The sequence below is a fragment of the Streptomyces nanshensis genome (genome assembly GCF_001751255.1).
GTDB classification, from domain to species: Bacteria; Actinomycetota; Actinomycetes; order Streptomycetales; family Streptomycetaceae; genus Streptomyces; species Streptomyces nanshensis_A.
In genome coordinates, this window is the sequence record NZ_LJGW01000249.1 from 13,003 (window position 1) to 32,917 (window position 19,915).

The window sequence follows — 19,915 nt, forward strand, 5'->3', positions numbered from 1 at the left end:
ACTCCGCCGCCTGCCCCGGCATCGCCTCGACCTGTTGCCCCAGCCACGCCGAAACCTCGCTGCACCCGAGAAGGGGTTGCTTGAACGGCAGACACGCATACGCGCTTCCGGCCGGCGGTCGCCAGGCTGGCACCGTCGGGATCGATCCCATAGCTACCCCTTGATTACTTTGCGTATTTGCGAAGCACCGTAGGGCTGGGTAGAACGAAGATGGGCACGCAAAGTGCGTGCATCGGCAGGGGAGTTGGGATGGACACTGGCGTTGGCCGTCGCATCGCCTACTGGCGTGAACTCCGCGGACTGACTCAGGCCGACTTCGGACGGCTCATGGGGCAGTCCCGTCGCTGGGTCCAGGACCTCGAAGGCGGGCAACGGCAGTCCGACCCACGGCTGTCCGTACTTGCACGGGCGGCCGAAGTGCTCCGCATCCCCCTGGAACGACTCGTGGCTGACACCGCCAACTCCCGCCCCGCGGCCGCTCTTCCGCCGGCCGTGGCCGCACTCGCCGATTCCCTCCATGCTCCGGCGTCCGGCACCGTGGTGCGCATCGCCGAACTCCGCCGCCGCGTCGAGTACTGCTACCAGGCGTGGGCGAGCGCGCACTACGTCGCCGCAGCGCGCGATCTGCCCGGCGTCATCGCGGACGCTCGCAGCACCGCCGACGAGAGCCCCGAAGGAGGGCTGCTGCTTTCCCGCGCCTATCAACTCGCGGCGAGCTTGCTGTTCAAGTTCGGAGCCGTTGCCCACGTCCCAGGCGTACTGGCCGCTGACCGGGCACTGGCCGCTGCCAGCGCATGCGGTGATCCGGTCATGATCGGTTCGGCTGCCCGCCGTGTCGCACGCGGCTTGATACACCAGCAGCGGCACACGGCCGCCGCGGAGTACGCCACGGCCACCGCCAACACCCTCCGCCCGGAACTCGAACAAGCCGGAACCGCCGGCCTGTCGACCCTCGGCATGCTCTACCTCGTCGCCGCCGTCGGATTCAGCAACAACGACCGCTCACCCCAGACCGTGGCCATCGCGGAAGAGCGTCTTGCCGAGGCCGGTGAGGTCGCCGAGCGTCAGGGCCCCGTCCGTACGGACGTCACCGGCTTCGGCGCCACGAACGTCGCCCTCCACGAAGTCGACGTCCTGCTGCGTCTAGATGACGCCTGGTCCGCCGTCGAGGCCGCGCAGCGCATCGCTCCGGAAGCCGTGAAGCCGCTGAGCAAGGAGCGGCAGGCGCGTCACCTCGTTACGACGGCCCGTGCCCATGCCTTGACGCGCAATCGCGAAGCCGCCGTCAGGGACCTGTTGGAGGCCGAGCGGCTTGCACCGGAGGAGGTTCGACGCCCCGCTGTCGCCTCCTTCGTCGGCGAACTCGTGGAACTGGTTCCCTCTCCCGGCCCCGAGTTGACCGGGCTCGCACGGCGCTGTGGAGTCATGGCGTGACCACACGCGTTCTCTATCTCATGGCGACCGCCGCCGGTCCCGCCCAGTACGTCGCCGACGGCGTACGCGCCGCGCAGGCCGCCGGCTGGGACGTGTGCCTGATCCTCTCGCCGACCGCGGCGACATGGTGCGCGGACAACACTCCGGAGTTGGAGGCGCTGACCGGGTATCCGGTGCGGTCCCGGTACACGTTGCCCGGGGAGTCGGGCGGCCTGCCGAAGGCGGACGCCATGCTGGTCGCCCCCCTGACCACGACATCGGCGTGCAAGTGGGCCGCCGGCATCACCGACACCGTCGCGCTCGGCATCTCCGCCGAGGCGGTGCACCTCGGGGTCCCTGTAGCGGTCGCGCCATTCTGGAGCACCGCCCTCGGCGCCCAACCCGCCGTCGGCCAGGCCGTGGAGACACTACGGGAGCAGGGCGTGCAGGTGGTGTTCACGTCGGGCGAGCCACATCCGCCGAAGCAAGGCGACGCGAGAGCGTTCGGATGGGCGGAGGCGCTGGCCGCTCTGGGATAACCTGGAATTCCGTTGGGGATCGCATGGGCCCGTCCAGGTCCGTTGACAGAGGCCAGGGTCGGCAGTGAGGAGCAGGACTGAATCCAAGCTGCTCAGGTCTCAACGTATCTGCAAGAACCACTGCACAGCGGCCGATTGTCCAACTTCGCACGGACCCTACCCTTCACGTCCCGGCTCATCGGTTCCTACCCTGGGGTTTGCAACGTTGGTGAAGGCGGGGGAGAACATGGCGGACGCGCCTGCGAGGTGGAGTTCGGCAGAGCGCGCCATGTGGCACGCCTTCCGTCGTGGCGAGCGACTCGACCTTCGTATGTGGAGCGACAGGAAGATTCGAGCGTCATCGATCGCACAACTGCTCCTAGCTGGACCCGAACCAGAGCCTGGGCACGCCAACCACCTATGCCTGTACGGGGCCGATGTCACTGGCGCGCTGAACCTCTCGGCTGCTCTCATCGAGATCCCTGTCGGGTTCCATCACTGTGCCTTCGAGGAACAGGTCGTCTTGGATGGCGCCCGCCTCGTCAATATGCATATGGAGGCGTGTCAATTGCCCGGCCTGAGGGGCGTATCCGTGCACGTCGCTCAGTGGCTCGGTTTCCCTGACACGCATATCGCGGGGGAAGTTCAGCTCTTCAACGCCCAAGTCGCTGGCACAGTCGAATTCGACGGATGCACTATCGATGGAGCACTCACATTGGGTCGCGCAGCCATCGACGGTAGCTTGCACATGCGCCGTGATTGCATAGTTCACGGGAAGCTGCGGTTGAAGGGCATTCAGGTGCAGGGAGCACTGCTGGCCCGTGGCCTAGTGGTGAACGGGAAGATCAATATGATCGGCGCACGCATCGGCGACGTCCTGTCTCTCGTCGATGTGACCGCCTACTGTCCGGAGGACTGGGCCCTCTCACTCATAGAGGTTCAAGCGTCACGCGTCACGCTGCACCTCAACGAAGCCTCCTCGGGCGCCGTATCTCTCCGAGACGCACACTTCGGGCGATTAATCGATGACGTTGCCAACTGGCCAGGAAGATGCACCGTTGACCTGGGAGGGTTCACCTACGATCGGCTCAGTGAGCGCATCGGCGGTGGCCCGCGTTCGACGGTGAGGGACCGCCTGATATGGCTGCGCACATATGCAGTCTTGGATGGAGCCCTGCAACCCGCCGTGGACCGCCCCTTCGCTCGTGGGCCGTACGAGCAGCTTGCCGCGGTACTTGGCAATGAGGGTCGCGAGCAAGATGCCCGAGCTGTCCTGCGTGAGAAGGAGCGTCTGCGTCACCAGGCAAGGGGACGTTTGGGAGCGTGGTGGGGCACAATGCAGGACGTCGTGGTCGGATTCGGCTACGTACCCAGTCGCGCCCTGATCTGGCTCTCAGCGTTGCTATTCACGGCCACGGCCTACTTCCAGGCTTCTGGACCACTCGCTGCCATCAAGCCAGATGAAGCACCGACGTGGGATCCGTTTCTCTACAGCCTGGATGTGCTCATTCCCTTCATCAGCTTGGGACACGACACCGTGTGGGACCCCACTGGCAGGGATAAGGCTGTTTTTATTCTCCTCATGGTCGCTGGCTGGGTTCTCACCACCACGGTCATCGCGGGACTCGGTCGAGTACTGCAGCGGCAATGAACGGCCCAAGGGTGTGGTGGCGAAGAACAGAGGTCGACAACCCGGAGAAGAGCTCAGGGGCGGCGATTGGAACGGTTTCCTAGCAGCACGTTGAGAACTTTCCGTAGGGTCTATTCCCTGTCCTCACGTTCAAATAGATCGATCTGCCCCTCCGACACGTTCATGCCTCTGCGGGATGATCGAGCGCCGAAGTCCCCGATCGAACCCATTGTTTGAATCACCGTGGCATTGTAAAGCCAGCTCAAGTTTCCTTCCTTTTCGAGAGTTCCGCTCACCTGGAGTGCAAGTTCCTCTTCGTGAGCACGGATAGCTTCATGGTAATCTTCTTCATTCCTGAGTCGGACTCGTACTTTGCGAGGGGAGCCGGGAAGCAGGGATTCGATCCCGAAAACGCCAGGGCTGCCCACATTCTTTCTAGTAAGTAGATGAACCCTTCCGACCATAGTGGCTACCTGAGTACTTTGATCTTCGGCTAGTTTGATTGCAGCCTTACTTAAAGGCTCCACATCTTCACGGGAGAATTCGAAGTGTGAAGGCAGTGAGGTAGGAGCGGGGATGCTGGAGTCCCAGTCGATCGTGATATCAGCCCCCTCGGCATTGCTGGCAACGCCTAAGATCGCGTTGGTCATCTCGTAAGAGACTCCACGATTCACGCCATCTTCGAACGCCGACAGGGAATCGCTGATTCGATAGTGTTCTAGTGCCTCGACGGTGGCCTCTACAGCCTTAATGACTGCCTGACTTACGGCTCGAACTGGGGCTGTGCCGACCTCAGGAAGAGCACTAGATGTAGCAGACTCCGCACCGGAGCTCAGTGAGACATGGCCATTGGGTGGGGCGTACGCAGTGACAATGTAACTGCCTGGGGCAGTCTGCCCCATGAGTACCTGATCGAGATACCTGCCAGCGAATCTGCCATTGCGGTTCACAAAGTGACGCTCTGGGCTGATGTAAGACTTGGCGCCAGCAATTAATGCTTTCCGGGCCGACTCGATCAATCTTTCGCCTCTGCGCCATTCGATAAGTCCGCTGGGGGCAAGGGATTCCTTGCGGAACTTGAACTCGTCTGATGCCTCCACGGCAAGGCGGGGATAGATAGAACGTGTCCAAAGTTCTCGATGCTGAGAGATCTGAAGCAGGGCCGTTTGTAACAGATCAGAGAATTCAGGGGCTGTGTCGTCCAGGGGGATGACGAGACTCGACTTCCCAAAGAGTGATGCGTCCCCTCCCGGGGGGACATAACGATTGTAGAGACCTCGACGCCCACCCACTTGCTGCCAACCGGCTTCCGTTAGGAGTGCTCCCAAGCGTCCAGGATCGACGTGGGCCGGGATCGTCACGTTATTCATGTAACGACTCGCCCCTTTCGATCCTGTCAAGGATGGAACTTAACGATCGCGCGTCCAAAAGGTTCTTTGTTGGGATGCGAACCGTCGGCTTCTGAACATGTGACGGAGCCTCAACCCCCTCTAAACATGCCCAGTAGCAACTGCGTCTAGTCAGCAGACCCTCATGATCTGCGGTGGTCCAATCGGCTTGCCGCGGCGACATCGTCATGACGATCAGGATCGCTTTTATGAGCTTCCTCGGCTTCACCATGTGATCGAAGTACTGGCGCTTCGTGAACTGATAGCTGAAGAAGTCCTTGCCAGCGTCCGGGTATATCGTCGTGGTGCTCTTGAGCTGGGCGTACACCATTGTCTCTTCTTCGAGCGCTGTACGCGGGGGACGGATCAGATGGAGGTCAGTCCCCGAGTAGTCCTTGGTGATCGTCTGTATCGTGCAACCGACTGTCGCCGCTACGCTCGCGATGTACCCCTCTTGCAGCTGCTCCATCATCCCCGTGAACGTCTTTGGGTCGACAGGTTCGATGTTGCTCCTGCGCGGCTCCTCCGCTCCGGTGCCGTCGAGTAACCCCACCATAGGCAACTGCCCTCACCCCTAGACAACTTGACAAGGCTAGGTCCTTACCGCTGGGGGTGGAAGAGGCCGTAGGCCCAGCTATCCAACCTGTGAAGTTGCCTAGCGGGGCAAGGCGTCTGGAGTCGAAGGGGGCTTTCAAGTCGGACTCTGAGGGCACCGGTGAACCCCTCCATGGACGGTGGTCATCGCGAGGGATCCGGGAGTCATGGGGAGCGCTTCCCATGTTCTCCAACGTGGTCGAAACGCTGCACGCGGGTCGAAAGCCGCACGTCATGGCTGGGGGTGAGTCAGAGGAGGCGGCCCGCTGTAAATCTGCTCGATTACCTGGCGCCCCTGTGGGGCAGGTCGAGGACCGACCAGATCATCGCAGCTCAGGCCGCATCCAGCTTGGAGACTGTAAATCTGCCGGCTCAGCCTTCCTAGGTTCGAATCCTAGCGCCGCCACAGCCCAGCAGAGGCCAGTGATCAGCGACGAAGTCGATCACTGGCCTCTGTGGCGTTTGCGGGCACCCGCTGCCCGGCACTGAGCCCCGTTCACCGGAGCCCCGGCGGGCGAGCCGCCACCGCCCCCTACTCCGTCGTCCACTTGATCATCCAACTGTCGTTCAGTACGGAGACGACCCGCTCGCAGCGGTCCACGAACGCGTCCGCTGCCTCCGGCGAACTCGTAGGCTCCGAGCGCCAGGACGTGATCAGGCGGTCCAACTCGTCCGCGGTGCGGGCGTATTCGATCTGTTGGTAGGCGTATCTCGATGTGACCGCGTGGGTGCTCACCGCCGCGCCGATCAGGGTGGCGACCGCCACCCAGGCCGCTGCCGCTTCCACTTCGTACGCACCCGACACCGCGCCCAGGACCGCGCCCGCGCATCCCAGGAGGAGTTCCGCCCGGCGGACCAGGGTGAGGCGGCGGCCCATGGCGGCCGACTTCGGGCGGTAGTAGCCGTCGATCTGCTGGCGTACCCGGCGCTCTATGTACGAGTCGACGTCGGTCACTTCGGGGGGCGTTCGCGGGACGGGGGTGATTCCCTCGGTGTGGGGGAGGAGGTCCGCCGCGTCGGCGCGGAGGCGGTCGACGCGGTCGCGGAGTACGGCGGAGGCCGCGGGGCCACGGTAGGGGGCCACTCCGGCGAGGAAGACGTACGCCTCGTTCTTGATCGCCTCGCTCACGGAGCGCAGCAGCGTCCAGTCCCGTATGGCCGCGGGGCCCGCCCGCCCTGCCGCGAGAGGGACCAGTCCCGCCGCGAGCGCCGCGGCGAACGCGAGGGTCTTGCCGGCGGCCCCGTACGCGTCCATGGTCTGGGAGGCCGCCGTCCCGAGGACCGCCGCGGCGATGCCCAGGGTGAGGGCCAGCGCCCGTGCCCGTCCGATCGCCGACTTGCGCCGGTCGGCCGCCTGGGACCAGACGCTCTGCTGATCCCATATCTCCAACAGCGTTGTACCGCCCCCGTGTTGACTCACGGGTGCGATTGTGTCCGACTCCGCCCTGACCTGCCTGCCGAAGGTACAGAATGGCGAGGCGATCGGCGTCTGTGAGCATCGGTGAGTACCAGTGAGTACCAGCGAGCGCCTGTGGACGGCCGGGTGCCGGCCGTGGGACGCCGTACCCCGTCGAGCCTGACCGTATCGACGCCCGGTCGCGTCGATGCCTGATCGCGTCGACGCCCCTGATGAACGTGAACGTGACCGTGACCGTGACCGTGAGCCGGAGGACGCGTGCTCCAGTACGAGAAGGAGTTCGACCCCCAGGACGTACCGTCCGCGGGGCCGGGCAGCCGACCGTCGCCGGAGGAGGGCGGATCCGGCTACGCCGCCGACGACGAGGTCTACGTCTTCGACGACGACCGTCTCGTGCTCGCGGTCAACGTCGCGCTCAAGACCGGGCGTCCGCTGCTGCTCTTCGGTCCGCCGGGAGCGGGCAAGTCCACGCTGGCTCCCAACGTCGCGCGGATCCTGGGCTGGAGCCACTACGCGCATGTGGTGACCGCCCGGACCGAACCCGAGGATCTGCTCTGGCGGTTCGACGCCCTCAAGCGCCTCAACGACGCGCAGGCGAGCAGACTCCAGGACGACATCGGCTGCTATTACACGAAGGGGCCGCTGTGGCGGGCCTTCGAGCGGGAGAGCGGGAAGCGGTCCGTCGTACTGATCGACGAGATCGACAAGGCCGACCCCGATCTGCCGAACAGCCTGCTGGGGCCGCTGGGTTCGCTCTCCTTCCCGCACCCCTGGGACGACGGGCAGCCGATCACCGTCAGCGAGCAGGAGGCCCCGCTGGTCGTCATCACGACCAACGACGAGCGGGAGCTGCCCCGTCCGTTTCTGCGCCGCTGCATCGTCTTCGAGCTGGGCGCTCCGAACAAGGAGCATCTGCTGCGGGTGGCGCGGCAGCACCTCGGCGCGCACTTCGACGACGACCTCGCGCACGCGATCGCCGATCACCTCCTGGCCGTTCGGGACCAGCGGGACGACCCGGCCGCCGCGCCCAGTACGGCGGAGTATCTGGACGCGCTCAAGGCCAGCCACCAGCTCCAGGTGGTCCCGGGCACCCCGGAGTGGAGGGAGTTGGAGAACGTCACGCTCCGCAAGCGGCGCGACGTCGCGGAACGTTCCGCATGAGCGCCCGCGGAGAGGTCTTCCTCGGAGACCTGGCCAAGGCGTTCGCGCTTCTGCGTCCCGGGGACCGGGAAACCTCGCGGGCCATGGCGGAGTTGCTGGGGCTCGGCCGGGAGTACGGGATCCCGGCCCCGGCCCCGGCGTCCGTCGTCGATGCGGTCGAGGGCAGGGCCGATGCGCTCTCCGGGGCCGATGCCGTACCCGTACCCGTACCCGGGGCCGAATCCGGCTCCGGCTCCCGTGGTCCGGGCGGCTCCGGCGGGGAGCGTACGTACGCGGGCGCGCACCCCGGTTCCGGGGCGGAGGCCCCGGCAGCACCCCGGCCCGGCACCGCCTCGACGGCCCCGGCGGCTCCGGCGGCCCCGTCCACGCCGTCGATTCCCGCCCCCGCGGCGGGAGTTCACGTACCCCGGCTCCTCGACCGCGCCCTGGACTTCTCCGTGACCCCCACCGGGCCGCTCCCGGAGGACCGCGGCAGGGCACTCCTCGCGGACGCCGCGCCCTCGGCCGACCAGTCCGGCGGCCCCTCCGCCGATCCCCTCGGCTATCGGGCCGCCGACCAGCCCGGCGGCCCCGTCGCCCTCCCGCCGTACGAGCCGCCCTGGAAACCGGACTGGGCGCGCGGCGTGATGTTCGCGACCGTGTCCACTCCCGTCGCGAGCCGCCGGCTCGACGCGCGCACGCTCAGCCGGAAGACGGCCCGTCACGAGAGTCTGCGGACCGTCCCGTGGCAGAGCCGTCCCAGCACCCGCCGCGGAGTGCAGCTCCTGCTCGACCACGGTGCGGGCATGACGCCCTTCCAGGAGGACCGCCGGTGGCTGCGCGAACTGGCGGGCAGCATCGCCGGACGCGACCGCGTCGAGGTGCTGCGCTTCCGGGGCACCCCGCTGCGCGGCGTCGTACGCGGCGACCCCGCCGCCCCGCAGCCCTACCGGCCGCCCGCCCCCGGCACCCCCGTGGTGCTCGTCTCCGATCTGGGCCGCGCGCGGCGGCCGTTCGCGGACGAGCCGGCCGTACCGGTCGCGGACTGGCGGGAGTTCATCCACCGGCTGCTGCGTTCCGGCTGCCCGGCGGTGTGCATCACGCCGTTCCCCGCGGACGACTATCCGCGGTCGTTACGGGACAGGGTGGCGCTGATCCCGTTCGACCGGCGCATCTCGCTGCGGTACGCGCAGGAGGCGCTGCGGAGGATCCGTCAGGCGACGGAAGCGCGGTCATGACCGAATACCGCATGCCCGGCCCTGCTGCGGGCGGCCCCGGTACGACCGGCCGCCATGTGGCCGCGATGATCGAGCAGTTGGGGGATCACCGGCCCCAACTCGTCGCCCTGGCCGAGTGCGTCTCCCTCGCGGCCCATCTCGACTGGACGTTCCTCCGGCGCGCACGGCTGCGCTTCCTGCCCTCGTCGACCGCCGGTCTGGAGGCGGACCTCTGCTTCTCCCCGCTCGTGGAGGCCGTGGGCGGCCGTGCCCTGCTGCTGGACAGGGAGGCGGCCGAGGCGCTGCGTTCCCGCCTCATGACGCGGTCGCCCCGACTGCTGCGCAGGATCCGGGACTTCACCGCCGAGGAGCACGCCCGCGCCCCGCGCATCGTACGGTTCTGCGAAGAGCTGCTGTGGTCGGATCTGAGCGGCTCCCCGACAGCGCGGACGGACGTCGCGCGCTCCGCGCGTCAGGTCCTGCGCGCCCTCGCGGCCCCGGGACCGGACGGGCCCGAGCGGTCAGAGGCAACGGGGGAGACCGAGGACGACGACAGGGCCGCGGACGATCTGGGCCGCTGGGCGCTGCACTACGTCGCCCGTCTCCCGGAGAGGGTCCTGCTCCACGACGACGTCCTGCATGTGCAGGTCGCCTCCTGCGAACGCCTCGGCCTCGAACCGCCGCCCGACCCCCTCGACGTGGAGCGGCCGGCGCCCGGCGTGAGCGCGGCACGCGCTCTGGTGCAGCGCCCCGTGGCCGTCGGCGCGGTGGCGCAGTCGGACGGCATCGTCCTCAGCAGACCGCCCGCGGCCGGTGCCAAGCGGATCCACGCCGGGGGCACCAGACACCGGGTGCGCCTCGATGTGACGAGCCCGCTGGCGGGCTGGCCCGAACCCGTACGTCTGGAGCTGGACGCGGGGCGGAGCCTGCGTCTGCCCTTCACCGTGGTGCAACGGATCGGCCCCGCAGGGGAGTTGGAGATGAGCCTGGCGCATCCGGGCGCCGCGCTGGACGTCGCCGTCGCCGACCGGCCCGGCGCCGACCCGTCCGCGGCGCACTGCGCGGTGCTGCTCGCGGACGGCACGGTCGTCCTGTACGCCCGCGACGGCACGGAGACACGCCGCGTGCCGCCCGAGCCCAGGATCGGGTCGGGGCCGGAGCGTGGACCGGGACCGGGACCGGGGCCCGCGGACCGTACGCGCGTCGCGCTGTCCGCCGACGGCACCGTCCTCTCGTACGTCCAGGACGGTCGGACGTACCGCGAACCGGTGCGCGCCGGCGGCGAGTTCAGCCGTTCCGGAGGGTCCGGGGACGTATTCGGCGACGAGCAGGGGCAGTTCACCACGTCCACGGGACAGGCCGTGTGGAACCGCACCACCGCGACGGCCCGTACGGCGGACGGGCGCACGGTCGTACAGGCGGGAGCCGACGGCAGGGTGCGCGCCGTGCCGTCCGGCCCCGGCCCCGGCCCCGACTCCGGCTCCGGCCTCGGCTCCGGTCCCGCTGACGGCGACCGCGGTACGACCCCGGTCCGCGACATCGGCCAAGCCCCGTGGCAGGTCTCCTCGTTGGCCGTCAGCGCCGACGGGCAGCGGGTGGCGGCGGTGGGCAACGACGCGCTGCTGATCGAATGGCCGCTGCTCACGGGCGCGGACCCGCGCGAGACCCGCCTCCGCTTCTGTGCCACCCGGGTGTTCGCGGGCGCCGCCGGAAGCTGGGTGGTCGCGGGCACGGGCGGCCCGCTGGAGCTGAGCACGGAGGACGGCCGGCGCTACCGCGTCACACCGGACCCCGAGTACCGCCCGGACGACGACGGCGTCCCGGCCTGGGGCCGCGGCTGTGCGCTCGTCGCGGCGGACGGCGAGCAGATCGCGACCGTGTCCCAGCTCCCCGGCGTCGACTGTCTCGCCGTACCGGCGCACTCCTACGGAGCGGGCGCCGAGGGGGAGTCGGCGTCCTGGCCTGCCGCCGCCCACAGCCGGGGCGTACGCGTCGTCGCCGACCTCGACGTGTCGCTCGGCGGTGAGGCGGACGTGCTGGAGACGTCGTGCACGCTGCTGGACCAGGGCTTCGACGGGCTCCGGCTCGTCGGTGCCGAGACCGTGGACGACGACCTCCTGGACGACGTACGTCACCTCATCGAGGGTTATGACGACCGCCTGCTGCTGTACGGATCCTCGGCACACGCCACGGCGGAGCCGCCCGACACCGCCCGGACCCCGCCGGCGCTGATGCTGAGCCGGTCCCTTCTCTCGGTGCTCGACGACGACGGCCACGGGTACGGCACCGGCACCGGCACCGGGTACGGCAACGGTCTCGGGGACGACGACGGCCTTGGGGACGGCGGCTTCCCGGCACGGATGTCCACGCTGAAGCTCTGGATCGAGCGGACCGCCACCCGTACCTCCCCGACGGGGAGTTCGGACCGCTGGACGCTCGAACTCGGCGCCCCGCGGCCCCGGGAGACCGAACGGCTCGCCGCTGCCGTCCTGTTGTCCCTGCCGGGCAGTCCCGTTCTGCCGTTCACGGCGCCGCCGGCGGGAGGGCCGGACCCGGTCCCGCTCGGCACGATGCTCGACGTACGCCGCAACCAACTGGCCCTCTCCCGCGGCGAATGCCGGCTGCTCGACCTCCCCGCACCCCGCGTGCTCGCGCTGCTGCGCCGCCACGGAGACGAATCGGTGCTGTGCCTGGTCAACTTCGCCCCGTACCCGGCCGACGCCGAGATCGACTCCGCCGTGCTGGGCCAACCGGCAGGCCTGCTGGACCTGTTCGACGGTTCGGCTCTCGACGCCGGCGGCATGGTGGTGCGCGTCCGGCTGCGGCCCGCGTCCGTCCGCTGGTTCGGACTGCTCGCAGAACAGGTGTCCCCGTGATGTCCGCAGGAGTGTCCTCGATGGCCCGCCCCAAGATCTTCATCAGCCACAGCTCCGGCAAGTGCGGCGACGAAGGCTGCGAGTGCGCCGCCTACCGCGACGCCCTCGCCGCGCACTTGGAGGAGCTGGGCTGCGACACCGTGGTCGACCGCGACGTCCTGCGCGGGGGCGACGAATGGCACCGGAAGCTGATGGTCGAACTCCTCCGCAGCCAGGGCGCCGTGGTCCTGCTGTCGCGCCACGCGCTCGACTCGTACCACGTCATGGAGGAGGCGCTTCTCGCGAACGCGCTGCGGGAGGCGAACCAGCAGCGCTTCCTGCTGCTGCCGGTCGTGCTGCCCGGCGTCCGGCGTGCCGATCTCCAGGGCAGCCGGCTGGACGGGATCGGCCTCGGCAGGCTGGACATGGTCGACTGGTCCCCGGCGGCCGGGCCCGCCGTCCCGCCGCCCGAAGTGGCCGGGATCGTACGGCCGTTGGTGGAACGGCACGGGGCGCTGCCGCACCCGAGGGTGACCGAGTACGTCGCGAGCCGGATCGAGGGCCTGTCCGACCACGCGCTGCGGCAGGTCGCGCAGGAACTCGGCGTCGACGTCATCGCGTACGCCAGGGACCACACCGACTACGTCGTCTCGACCGGCCTGTTGAGCGAACGCCCCGTGGACGGCATCGGCGCGTACTGCGCGATGCGCAAGGCGCTCACGAGACTTCTGCCGCTGCTGACGGACAGGGAGCACCGGCGGGACGTCGTCGACGTCGTGGTGCCGTTCGCCAGGGTGCCGGGACGCGCGGCGGAACAGCTCCGGACGCTGAGCGACACCGTGCCGAGCGGGCGGATCGCCCTGCTGGAGGCGCGCAAGGTCCGCACGGCGCAGATGTACGTGCGGCGCGCGAGCGAGGATCCGCAGCCGTGGCGGTGCCATGTGGCGGTGCCCAGCCCCGAGTTGGACTTCGTCGACAGCCTGGTCGAGGACGTGGGCGACTATCTCGCGGAGCACCTGTGCTACGGCGTCCACGACAAGGACGTCCTGCGCCGTGCCCTGGCACAGGCGGAGGACGAGCGCGGCGGACCCGTGACGATCCTGCTGAACGTACGGCCCGACGACGAACTGGTGCGGCGGCTGCTGGCGGAGTTTCCCCAACTGCTCTTCCTCTTCGCGCACGACCAGGTGGGCGCGGGCGCGGCCGGGCATGCGCTGCTGGAGCCGCTGTCGTGGGAGCCGGAGATGGACATGCTCCGTACGCACGAGGAGTTCAGCCGGTAGCCGCACCGGAGTCGAGGGTGATCCTCAGCCGGGGCATGGTGTGCAGCGCGCCGAGGTCGAGGGCGCTCTCCCGGCCGGTGGACTCCCTCTCGCCGTCCCTGCCGTCCTCGCCGGTCGTCAGCAGCCGCAACTCCCGCAGCCGGGGCGCGCCCACGAGCCCCGACGACAGCTCGGGGACCGCCGACGCCGCGCAGGAGACCGTCAGAAAGACGACCCCGGACCGTGCCACGGCGGACCAGTCGGTCAGCCGCCCGCAGCCGGAGACCGTGAGCGACCGCAGCCGGCGGCAGCCGTCCAGCGCGTCGAGGCCGAGGAGCACCGCGTTGCCGTCGATCACCAGCGACCGGAGGGACGGAAGCCGGCCGAGAGCGCTGAGATCCGCCACATCGCCCCGGCAGACGACCCGGTGGATGTGGTGCGGGTCGGCTGCCAGACGCGAGAGCGCCGCGGCCGAACCGACCTCGACGGCGCGCGGGCGGGCGGGAGGCGCGGCGCCGTCCGTCGGCCACGTCCGTACGAACTCCCGCTGCACGGCGGGACGGTGGGGCGCCCAGACCACCGCGTCGTGCCGCGGCGGCATGGCGACGATCCGGCGTTCCGGGTCGGCGGGCTCGCTCGCCGTCCGTACGTGGCGCGCCCGCTCCCGTGACCGCTTCTCCTCGTACATCCGCAGGTCCGCCGTCTTGAGCACGTCCTCGACGGAGTCGCCGCACGCCGCCCAGGCCACGCCGAGGCTGGAGTCCACCGTCACCGTGACGTCGCCGTCCACCTCGACGGGCAGGGCGATCGCGTTCCGCAGCCGTACGGCCAACTCCTGTGCGTCGGCGGGCCGCAGGCCGTCGGCGAGTACGACGAACTCGTCGCCGCCGAACCGCGCGACCGTGTCGCCGTCGCCGTCGCCGACCGCGTCCGAAAGCCGCCGTGCGAGCTCGACGAGTACGGCGTCCCCGGCCCGGAACCCGTAGCGTTCGTTGACCGCGTGCATGCCGTCGAGGTCGCAGAAGAGGACGGCGAGCCCGCGAGTTCCGCCGCCTTCCTCCGGGGCGACGAGGTGCACATGCCCGCCGGCCGCCCCGAAGGCCGACGGCATGCCCGCCGCATCGAAGCCGTCCGCGCCGCTCTCGTCCTCGGCCGACGGACAGATCTTCGCGCTCAGACGGGCCCGCAGCTCGGCGCCGTTGGGCAGCCCGGTCAGGGCGTCGTGGTCGGCGCGGTGCGCCAACTCCAGTCCGTGGCGCTTGCGTTCGTCGATGTCCTCGACGTGGGTGAGCAGGAAGCGCGGTCCGTCGGCGGTGTCGGCCACGACGGAGTTGCGCAGCGAGACCCAGAGGTACGAGCCGTCGTGGCGGGCGAGGCGCACCTCTGCACGGCCGCCCTCGGCGGAGGTACGCAGCAGCGTCCCGAGGTCCTCGGGATGGACGATGTCGGAGAAGGAACGGCGGCGCACATCCGCGGCGGAGCGGCCGAGCAGACGGCACAGCGCGTCGTTGACGTGGACGAACTGCCCGTGCTGGTCGCCGCCCGTCTCCGCGACGGCCATGCCGTTCGGCGCGTACTCGAAGTCGCGCCGGAAGCCCTCCTCGCTGGCGCGCAGCGCCGACTGCCTGCGTTCCAGACGGGCGAGGGCGCGCTGCATGTCGGAGCGCAGCCGTGCGTTGCCGAGCGCGGCCGCGGCCTGCGAGGAGTAGAGCTGGAGCGCTTCGCGCGCCCAGGCGCCGGGCCGCCGTCCGTTGTGCGGTCTGTCGACGGACAGCACGCCGAGCAGTTCGCCGTCCGCGTCGTACAGCGGCGCGAACAGCCGGTCGCCGGGGCGCCAGTCGTCCTTGCCCTGCGGTACGGGTCCCGCGGGGTGCCACCGGGGCAGCCCGTCGGCCCGGCCCTCGGCGTACGGGATGAACCGCAGACCGCCCCAGGGCTCGCCCGTCGACAGCTCCTGGTCCCAGGAGGCACGCGACGCGGTACGGCCCGCCAACGCCACCTCGGCCTCGTCGCTGCCCGCGACGGCCGCGACGACCAGGTCGCCGTCGGGACGTACGAGATGAACGGCCGCGACCTCGAAGCCGAGCCCTTCGACCACGCCGTCGGCGATCGTCTGCAGGGTGTCGGCGAGACCGCGCGCCGTGCTCAACTGCGCTACGGCGACGTGCAGTCGGCGCAGACTGGCCAGGCGGACGTAGGGCTCCGACCGCTCCGACTCGGCTGCCATCGCCCTCCCCCTGAGCCGCGTTCCGCGGCCCCGTACCGCACCGGTTCCGCTCGGCACTCAGGATAGGAGCACGGGCGCCGGCGGCGATGCGTTCCGGACGCCCGGGACAGCAGGCCCCGGGACAGAAGGCGGCCCCGGGCCGGCGTGCGTTCACGTGCGACCCGGAGCCGTCGCTTCACGGGGGCTAGGTCGACGGCTGCGATCGGGTGCCCATCCCCGCGCACAGCGCCCAGATGATGAACACGTCGATCGCCAGGGTGATCACCGCCCACAGCGGGAAGTACGGCAGCCACATGAAGCTGGCGATCATGCCGAGGCCGGCAAGGACTATGCCGACCCATCGGGCCCACGTCGCACCCGTCAACATGACGGCTATACCTGCGACGGCTATCGCGGCGCCCAGGAACAGGTGGACCCATCCCCAGCCCGTGAGGCTGTAGTCGAACGCGTAGCTTCGCGTCGACGCGAATACGGCGTCCTCGCGCAGGGCTGCGACACCAGAGGAAACGGCGAGCAGTCCGCCGAAGAACATCAGCGCGCCGGCCAGTTTCGTCCAGCCGCTGAAGGACGGCTTGCCGGTACTGCGGACGGCGGTCGCCGCGTGCGAACCGCCGGCAGCATGAGTTGCCATGTCGAGACCCTCCTCTTGCAAGGTCTGCCTTCTGCCTTCACCTGTTCAGGTGCTTATGTCCTAGTTTGGCAGAATCTCCCGAGGCTGCGACCGGAGCCGTTTTCCCAGGTCAGAGCGGCAATCGGGCACATGGCCAGGCGGCCTCCGGGCGCCACCCGCGAAGGTCCGCGGGCCGCTGCCCGCCGTCCCGGTGCGCGTCAGGTGCGTGCCCACGGGCCGGACAGAATGTTTCCGGTACGGCGAACCCGGCCAGACGCGTACCAGCCGCACCGATCCCGTACCGACGCCGCAGCGCGAACGCACGGACGCAGCAACCGGGCCGCGGGGAAGCGGTGTTGGGCAACGCGTTCGGCCGGGGCGGCGAGCACGACGAGCAAGGCGGAGGGGGCCACGAGTGAGCACACGCGTGACCGGGGGAGACGCGGAGGCGGCCGGACGGGAGAGCGGGGGCCGTTCGCCGGCGCCGGAACCGTCCGCCCCCGTCCAGCCCCGCTCCCCGTCCTCCCCGTCCTCCCCGTCCTCCCCGTCCTCGCCGGAATCCGCGCTGGCCCCCTCGCCCACGCATGCTCCCGCCGCCGCGCCCACGCCCCTCCCCGGCCTCGCGGAGTGCCGCACCGCGCTGCGCCGTACGCCCGTCTCCATCTGGAACGACGACGTCACCGACTGGGCCGCCGCCCTCACCTACTACGCGGTGCTCGCGATCTTCCCCGCCCTGCTCGTGACGGTCTCCACTGTCGGCCTCGCGGGATCGGACGCGACCAGGGAACTGATCGCCCGCGTCACCACCGTCCTGCCCGCCCAGTCCGGGGACCTGATGGCGGGCGTGCTCAAGGATATGGCCGCACAGAGCACGGCGGCCTGGCTGCTCGCGGTGTTCGGCACGGCCGGATCGCTCTGGTCCGCCTCCAGTTACCTCAGCGTCTTCCGCCGCGCGCTGCACGCGATGCACGGAGTGGAGGACCACCGTCCGGTCTGGCGGACCGTTCCGCGCATCGTGCTGACCGCGCTGGCCCTGCTCGCGCTGCTCGTCTCCAGCGTCTTCGTGCTGGTGCTCAGCGGCGAGGTGGCACGGACGGCGGGCGGCCTGCTCGGCATGGACGACTTCGCCGCCGGCGCCTGGCACACCATGAAGTGGCCGCTGCTGCTGGGCTTGGTGGCGGTGCTCGTACTGGTCGCCTTCCGTACGGGGCCCGCCGGGACCCGGGGCGTAAGGAACCGGGCGCCGGGCGGTGCGCTCGCGGTGGTGCTGTGGCTGGTGTCGTCACTGGGCTTCGCCCTGTACACCTCGCACGTGGGCACGTACCACCGGCTGTACGGATCGCTCGCTGGGATCGTCGTCTTCCTGGTGTGGCTGTGGATGTCGAACCTGGCGCTGCTCGTCGGGGCGCAGTTCAACGCCGAACTCGCCAAGCTGCGCGCCGCGGCGGACCCTTCGGCGGGAACGGACACGGACACGGACGAGGACTCGGCCGCACAGCCGGAGCCGGAGCCGGACGCGGGCGCCTGAACCCGCCGGCCCCGTTCCCGATTCCCCGGGCCGGGACTCGTCAGGCTCCGGCGACCGCCCCGACGGCCTCCTCGACCGGCGTCGAGCCGTTGATCAGTTCGAGCGTGAGCCCGGCCGTCCCCGGTGCGTGCAGCAGAGCGCCGAGCACCGCGGCGACGTCCTCCCGGGTCACCTCCGCGCGTCCCGTCCGCTCTCCGAGCAGGACCTTGCCGGTGCCGGGCTCGTTGGTCAGCCGCCCCGGCCGCAGCACCGTCCAGTCCAGTCCGTCGCGCGCCCGTACGGCGTCGTCGGCCTCGCCCTTGGCCCGCTGGTACGTGGCGAAGACCGGGTCCATGCCCTCCGGCGGCTCGGTGAGGGAGGCGTCGGCGCCCATGGACGAGACGATGATGTAGCGCCGTACGCCTGCCCGTTCGGCGGCGTCGGCGAAGAGGACGGCCGCCGCCCGGTCCACGGTCTCCTTGCGCGCCGCCCCGCTGCCGGGGCCCGCGCCCGCCGCGAAGACCACCGCGTCGGCGCCCTCCAGATGTGCGGCGACCTCCTCGACGGAGGCCGACTCCAGGTCGCAGACGACCGGTTCGGCGCCCGCGGCCCGCAGATCCTCGGCGTGCTCCGGATTGCGGACCAGGCCCGCGACCTCGTCCCCGCGTGCGGCGAGCTGACGCTCCAGCCGCAGCGCGATCTGACCGTGTCCACCAGCGATGACTGTGCGCATGGTCCCGACCGTACGTCACACCGGCGGGCGGCGCGCTGAGAGCCCGTCAGCCGCCGTCCGACCCCGCCCGGCGGGCGCGACGCCGCGAACGGACCCGCGCCGCCCGGCAGTTCAGCCCTGCGACTGCCGCGGCAGATCGAACTCCGACGTCCCCGTGAAGTCGCAGAACTCACGCACCGCGCTGGTCCGCGACACAACGCGCCCCCGGTGCACGACGATCCGGCTGTACGCGAGCGAGAGCGCCCCCGCCAGCTCCGACCCGCGCACGGCCACCAGCTCCGCCGGGAAACCGGCCTCGACCCGCACCTCGGGCAGCCCCATCGTCGTACGCGCCCGCGCGCACACCGCGTCGTACGCGTCCTCCGGGCTCGCCTCACCGTGCGACGCCAGCAGATACGCGGCCTCCAGCGGATCGCCCCGGCCGACCGTGTTCGCCGCGTCCCGCAGCGCTCCGCTGCCCGCCGCCACCGTGACCCCGGCCGCCCGGAGCAGCCGTACGGGAGCGATGCGCGGCGGCGCCGTCTGCGAGGGACGCTCCACGACGCCGCAGTCGCCCTGCGGCAGGCACACCACGGTGACGCCCGCGGCCGCCAGCCGCTCCGCCGTACGGACCGCCGCCTTGTGCGGCATCCTCGCCAGCCCCGCGCACGGTCCGATGGCGACACCGGGACGCAGCCCGCCCGCGGCGGCGGCCAGCCGGGAGAGCCGTGCCGGGTCGGCGCCGTCCGTGTGCAGATCGACGGGACAGCCGTGTTCGGCCGCGACCTCCAGCACCGCGTCCACGTACCCGGACGGATCCGGGTCGAGGTCCGGGCAGCCGCCGATCACGGACGCGCCCATCTTCACCGCGTCCCGCAGCATCGACAGCCCGTCCGCGCCCGCGACGCCGGTCAGCAGCCGCGGTACCGCGACACTGCTCAGCTCCACCAGTCCGCGCAGCGCCCGCCGCGCCTGAAGCACCGCCTCCAGCGAGCGCAGCCCCGCGACGTCGCCGATGTGCACATGGGTACGGGTCGCGGTGGCGCCGAAGCCGAGCTGGAGCAGGGCCGCCTCCGTCGTACGGCGCTGTACGTCCTCGGGGGCGCTGCGGGGCGGCCCGTCGGAGCTGGGGGAGACGGCGGTCAGCGCGGTGTCGTAGTGCGCGTGCGCCTCGGCCGGCGCCGGCAGGAGCAGATAGCCGGCGAGGTCGACGCGGGAGGCGCCCTTGGGCGGTGTGCCCTGCGCGAGACTGCCGGCCGTACCGACGGCCTCGATCCGGCCGCCGCCCAGCCGTACGTCGACGGTGCGGCCGTCGGCGAGACGTGCGCCGCACAGCATGAGACTGCGCGGGGCGGCGCCCTCGCCGGAGCCGTCGCGGGGTGCGTCGCGTGAGGTGTCGCGGGGTGCGGCCGGTTCGCGGGCCGG

General features: G+C 70.3%; 14 protein-coding genes and 1 pseudogene. 8 read left to right on the forward strand and 7 right to left on the reverse strand.

The genetic code is table 11. The features are described from left to right. Nucleotides 1–249: 249 nt before the first annotated feature. The 3 genes from AN218_RS14535 (at nucleotide 250) to AN218_RS36075 (ending at nucleotide 3,582) form a co-directional block, all read left to right on the forward strand. On the forward strand, nucleotides 250–1,434 hold the full coding sequence (locus AN218_RS14535; RefSeq protein WP_079132178.1) for a helix-turn-helix domain-containing protein: 1,185 nt from the start codon (nucleotides 250–252) through the stop codon (nucleotides 1,432–1,434). Beyond that, entirely contained in the window at nucleotides 1,431–1,952 is a 522-nt protein-coding gene (locus AN218_RS14540; RefSeq protein WP_070017307.1) for a flavoprotein, read from the forward strand. Before AN218_RS14535 ends, AN218_RS14540 begins: the two co-directional genes overlap by 4 nt. A 226-nt stretch (nucleotides 1,953–2,178) precedes the next feature. Further along, nucleotides 2,179–3,582, forward strand: coding sequence for a hypothetical protein (locus AN218_RS36075; RefSeq protein ID WP_141747580.1), 1,404 nt, complete (start codon nucleotides 2,179–2,181; stop codon nucleotides 3,580–3,582). A 110-nt stretch (nucleotides 3,583–3,692) separates the two neighbouring features. On the opposite strand, the gene AN218_RS36080 is transcribed toward AN218_RS36075, so the two are convergent. The 3 genes from AN218_RS36080 to AN218_RS14560 all read right to left on the reverse strand — a co-directional run bounded on the left by AN218_RS36080 (nucleotide 3,693) and on the right by AN218_RS14560 (nucleotide 6,963). Then, nucleotides 3,693–4,931: a hypothetical protein gene (locus AN218_RS36080; RefSeq protein WP_141747581.1), complete on the reverse strand. Its 1,239-nt coding sequence runs from the start codon at nucleotides 4,929–4,931 to the stop codon at nucleotides 3,693–3,695. After that, on the reverse strand, nucleotides 4,924–5,505 hold the full coding sequence (locus AN218_RS14555) for a DUF4365 domain-containing protein (protein WP_070017310.1): 582 nt from the start codon (nucleotides 5,503–5,505) through the stop codon (nucleotides 4,924–4,926). Before AN218_RS14555 ends, AN218_RS36080 begins: the two co-directional genes overlap by 8 nt. Nucleotides 5,506–6,075: 570 nt before the next feature. Next, nucleotides 6,076–6,963, reverse strand: coding sequence for a DUF4231 domain-containing protein (locus AN218_RS14560; protein ID WP_070017312.1), 888 nt, complete (start codon nucleotides 6,961–6,963; stop codon nucleotides 6,076–6,078). A 255-nt stretch (nucleotides 6,964–7,218) separates the two neighbouring features. Between AN218_RS14560 and AN218_RS14565 the strand changes: the two genes are divergently transcribed. From AN218_RS14565 to AN218_RS14580, 4 genes are read left to right on the forward strand one after another with little or no spacing between them, the layout of a single operon-like run. Beyond that, nucleotides 7,219–8,121 (forward strand): AAA family ATPase, encoded by a 903-nt coding sequence (locus tag AN218_RS14565; protein WP_070017314.1) that lies wholly within the window; start codon nucleotides 7,219–7,221, stop codon nucleotides 8,119–8,121. Continuing rightward, the gene (locus AN218_RS14570) at nucleotides 8,118–9,338 is read left to right on the forward strand and encodes a hypothetical protein (RefSeq protein ID WP_070017315.1); all 1,221 of its coding nucleotides are present in this window, start codon (nucleotides 8,118–8,120) and stop codon (nucleotides 9,336–9,338) included. Before AN218_RS14565 ends, AN218_RS14570 begins: the two co-directional genes overlap by 4 nt. Beyond that, nucleotides 9,335–12,193, forward strand: a complete 2,859-nt coding sequence (locus tag AN218_RS14575) for an alpha-glucosidase C-terminal domain-containing protein (RefSeq protein ID WP_070017316.1) — start codon at nucleotides 9,335–9,337, stop codon at nucleotides 12,191–12,193. The genes AN218_RS14570 and AN218_RS14575 overlap by 4 nt, the downstream gene beginning before the upstream one ends. Then, a complete protein-coding gene (locus AN218_RS14580) occupies nucleotides 12,193–13,455 on the forward strand; it encodes a toll/interleukin-1 receptor domain-containing protein (RefSeq protein ID WP_244900457.1) in 1,263 nt (420 codons plus the stop codon). Before AN218_RS14575 ends, AN218_RS14580 begins: the two co-directional genes overlap by 1 nt. A 637-nt stretch (nucleotides 13,456–14,092) precedes the next feature. Here AN218_RS14580 and AN218_RS14585 read toward each other — a convergent pair. Then, nucleotides 14,093–15,661, reverse strand: a pseudogene (locus AN218_RS14585) (diguanylate cyclase domain-containing protein); the annotation flags it as partial. Nucleotides 15,662–15,845: 184 nt separating this feature from the next. After that, a complete protein-coding gene (locus AN218_RS14590; RefSeq protein WP_070017319.1) occupies nucleotides 15,846–16,292 on the reverse strand; it encodes a DUF7144 family membrane protein in 447 nt (148 codons plus the stop codon). A 394-nt stretch (nucleotides 16,293–16,686) separates the two neighbouring features. Between AN218_RS14590 and AN218_RS14595 the strand changes: the two genes are divergently transcribed. After that, complete coding sequence (locus AN218_RS14595) at nucleotides 16,687–17,799, forward strand: YihY/virulence factor BrkB family protein (protein ID WP_070017320.1); 1,113 nt, start codon at nucleotides 16,687–16,689, stop codon at nucleotides 17,797–17,799. A gap of 40 nt (nucleotides 17,800–17,839) precedes the next feature. Here AN218_RS14595 and AN218_RS14600 read toward each other — a convergent pair whose 3' ends face one another. Both AN218_RS14600 and AN218_RS14605 read right to left on the reverse strand, forming a co-directional pair. Next, nucleotides 17,840–18,511, reverse strand: a complete 672-nt coding sequence (locus tag AN218_RS14600) for an SDR family oxidoreductase (RefSeq protein ID WP_070017321.1) — start codon at nucleotides 18,509–18,511, stop codon at nucleotides 17,840–17,842. A 111-nt stretch (nucleotides 18,512–18,622) separates the two neighbouring features. Next, nucleotides 18,623–19,915, reverse strand: a 1,293-nt coding sequence (locus AN218_RS14605) for an amidohydrolase family protein (protein WP_070017322.1), incomplete at its 5' end; no start/stop codon positions are given.

Coding starts and splice junctions, on each gene's coding strand:
- AN218_RS36075 (WP_141747580.1), top strand. CDS start 2,179: ATGGCGGACGCGCCTGCGAGGTGGAGTTCGGCAGAGCGCGCCATGTGG.
- AN218_RS14555 (WP_070017310.1), bottom strand. CDS start 5,505: ATGGTGGGGTTACTCGACGGCACCGGAGCGGAGGAGCCGCGCAGGAGC.
- AN218_RS14600 (WP_070017321.1), bottom strand. CDS start 18,511: ATGCGCACAGTCATCGCTGGTGGACACGGTCAGATCGCGCTGCGGCTG.
- AN218_RS14575 (WP_070017316.1), top strand. CDS start 9,335: ATGACCGAATACCGCATGCCCGGCCCTGCTGCGGGCGGCCCCGGTACG.
- AN218_RS14535 (WP_079132178.1), top strand. CDS start 250: ATGGACACTGGCGTTGGCCGTCGCATCGCCTACTGGCGTGAACTCCGC.
- AN218_RS14590 (WP_070017319.1), bottom strand. CDS start 16,292: ATGGCAACTCATGCTGCCGGCGGTTCGCACGCGGCGACCGCCGTCCGC.
- AN218_RS14570 (WP_070017315.1), top strand. CDS start 8,118: ATGAGCGCCCGCGGAGAGGTCTTCCTCGGAGACCTGGCCAAGGCGTTC.
- AN218_RS14580 (WP_244900457.1), top strand. CDS start 12,193: ATGTCCGCAGGAGTGTCCTCGATGGCCCGCCCCAAGATCTTCATCAGC.
- AN218_RS36080 (WP_141747581.1), bottom strand. CDS start 4,931: ATGAATAACGTGACGATCCCGGCCCACGTCGATCCTGGACGCTTGGGA.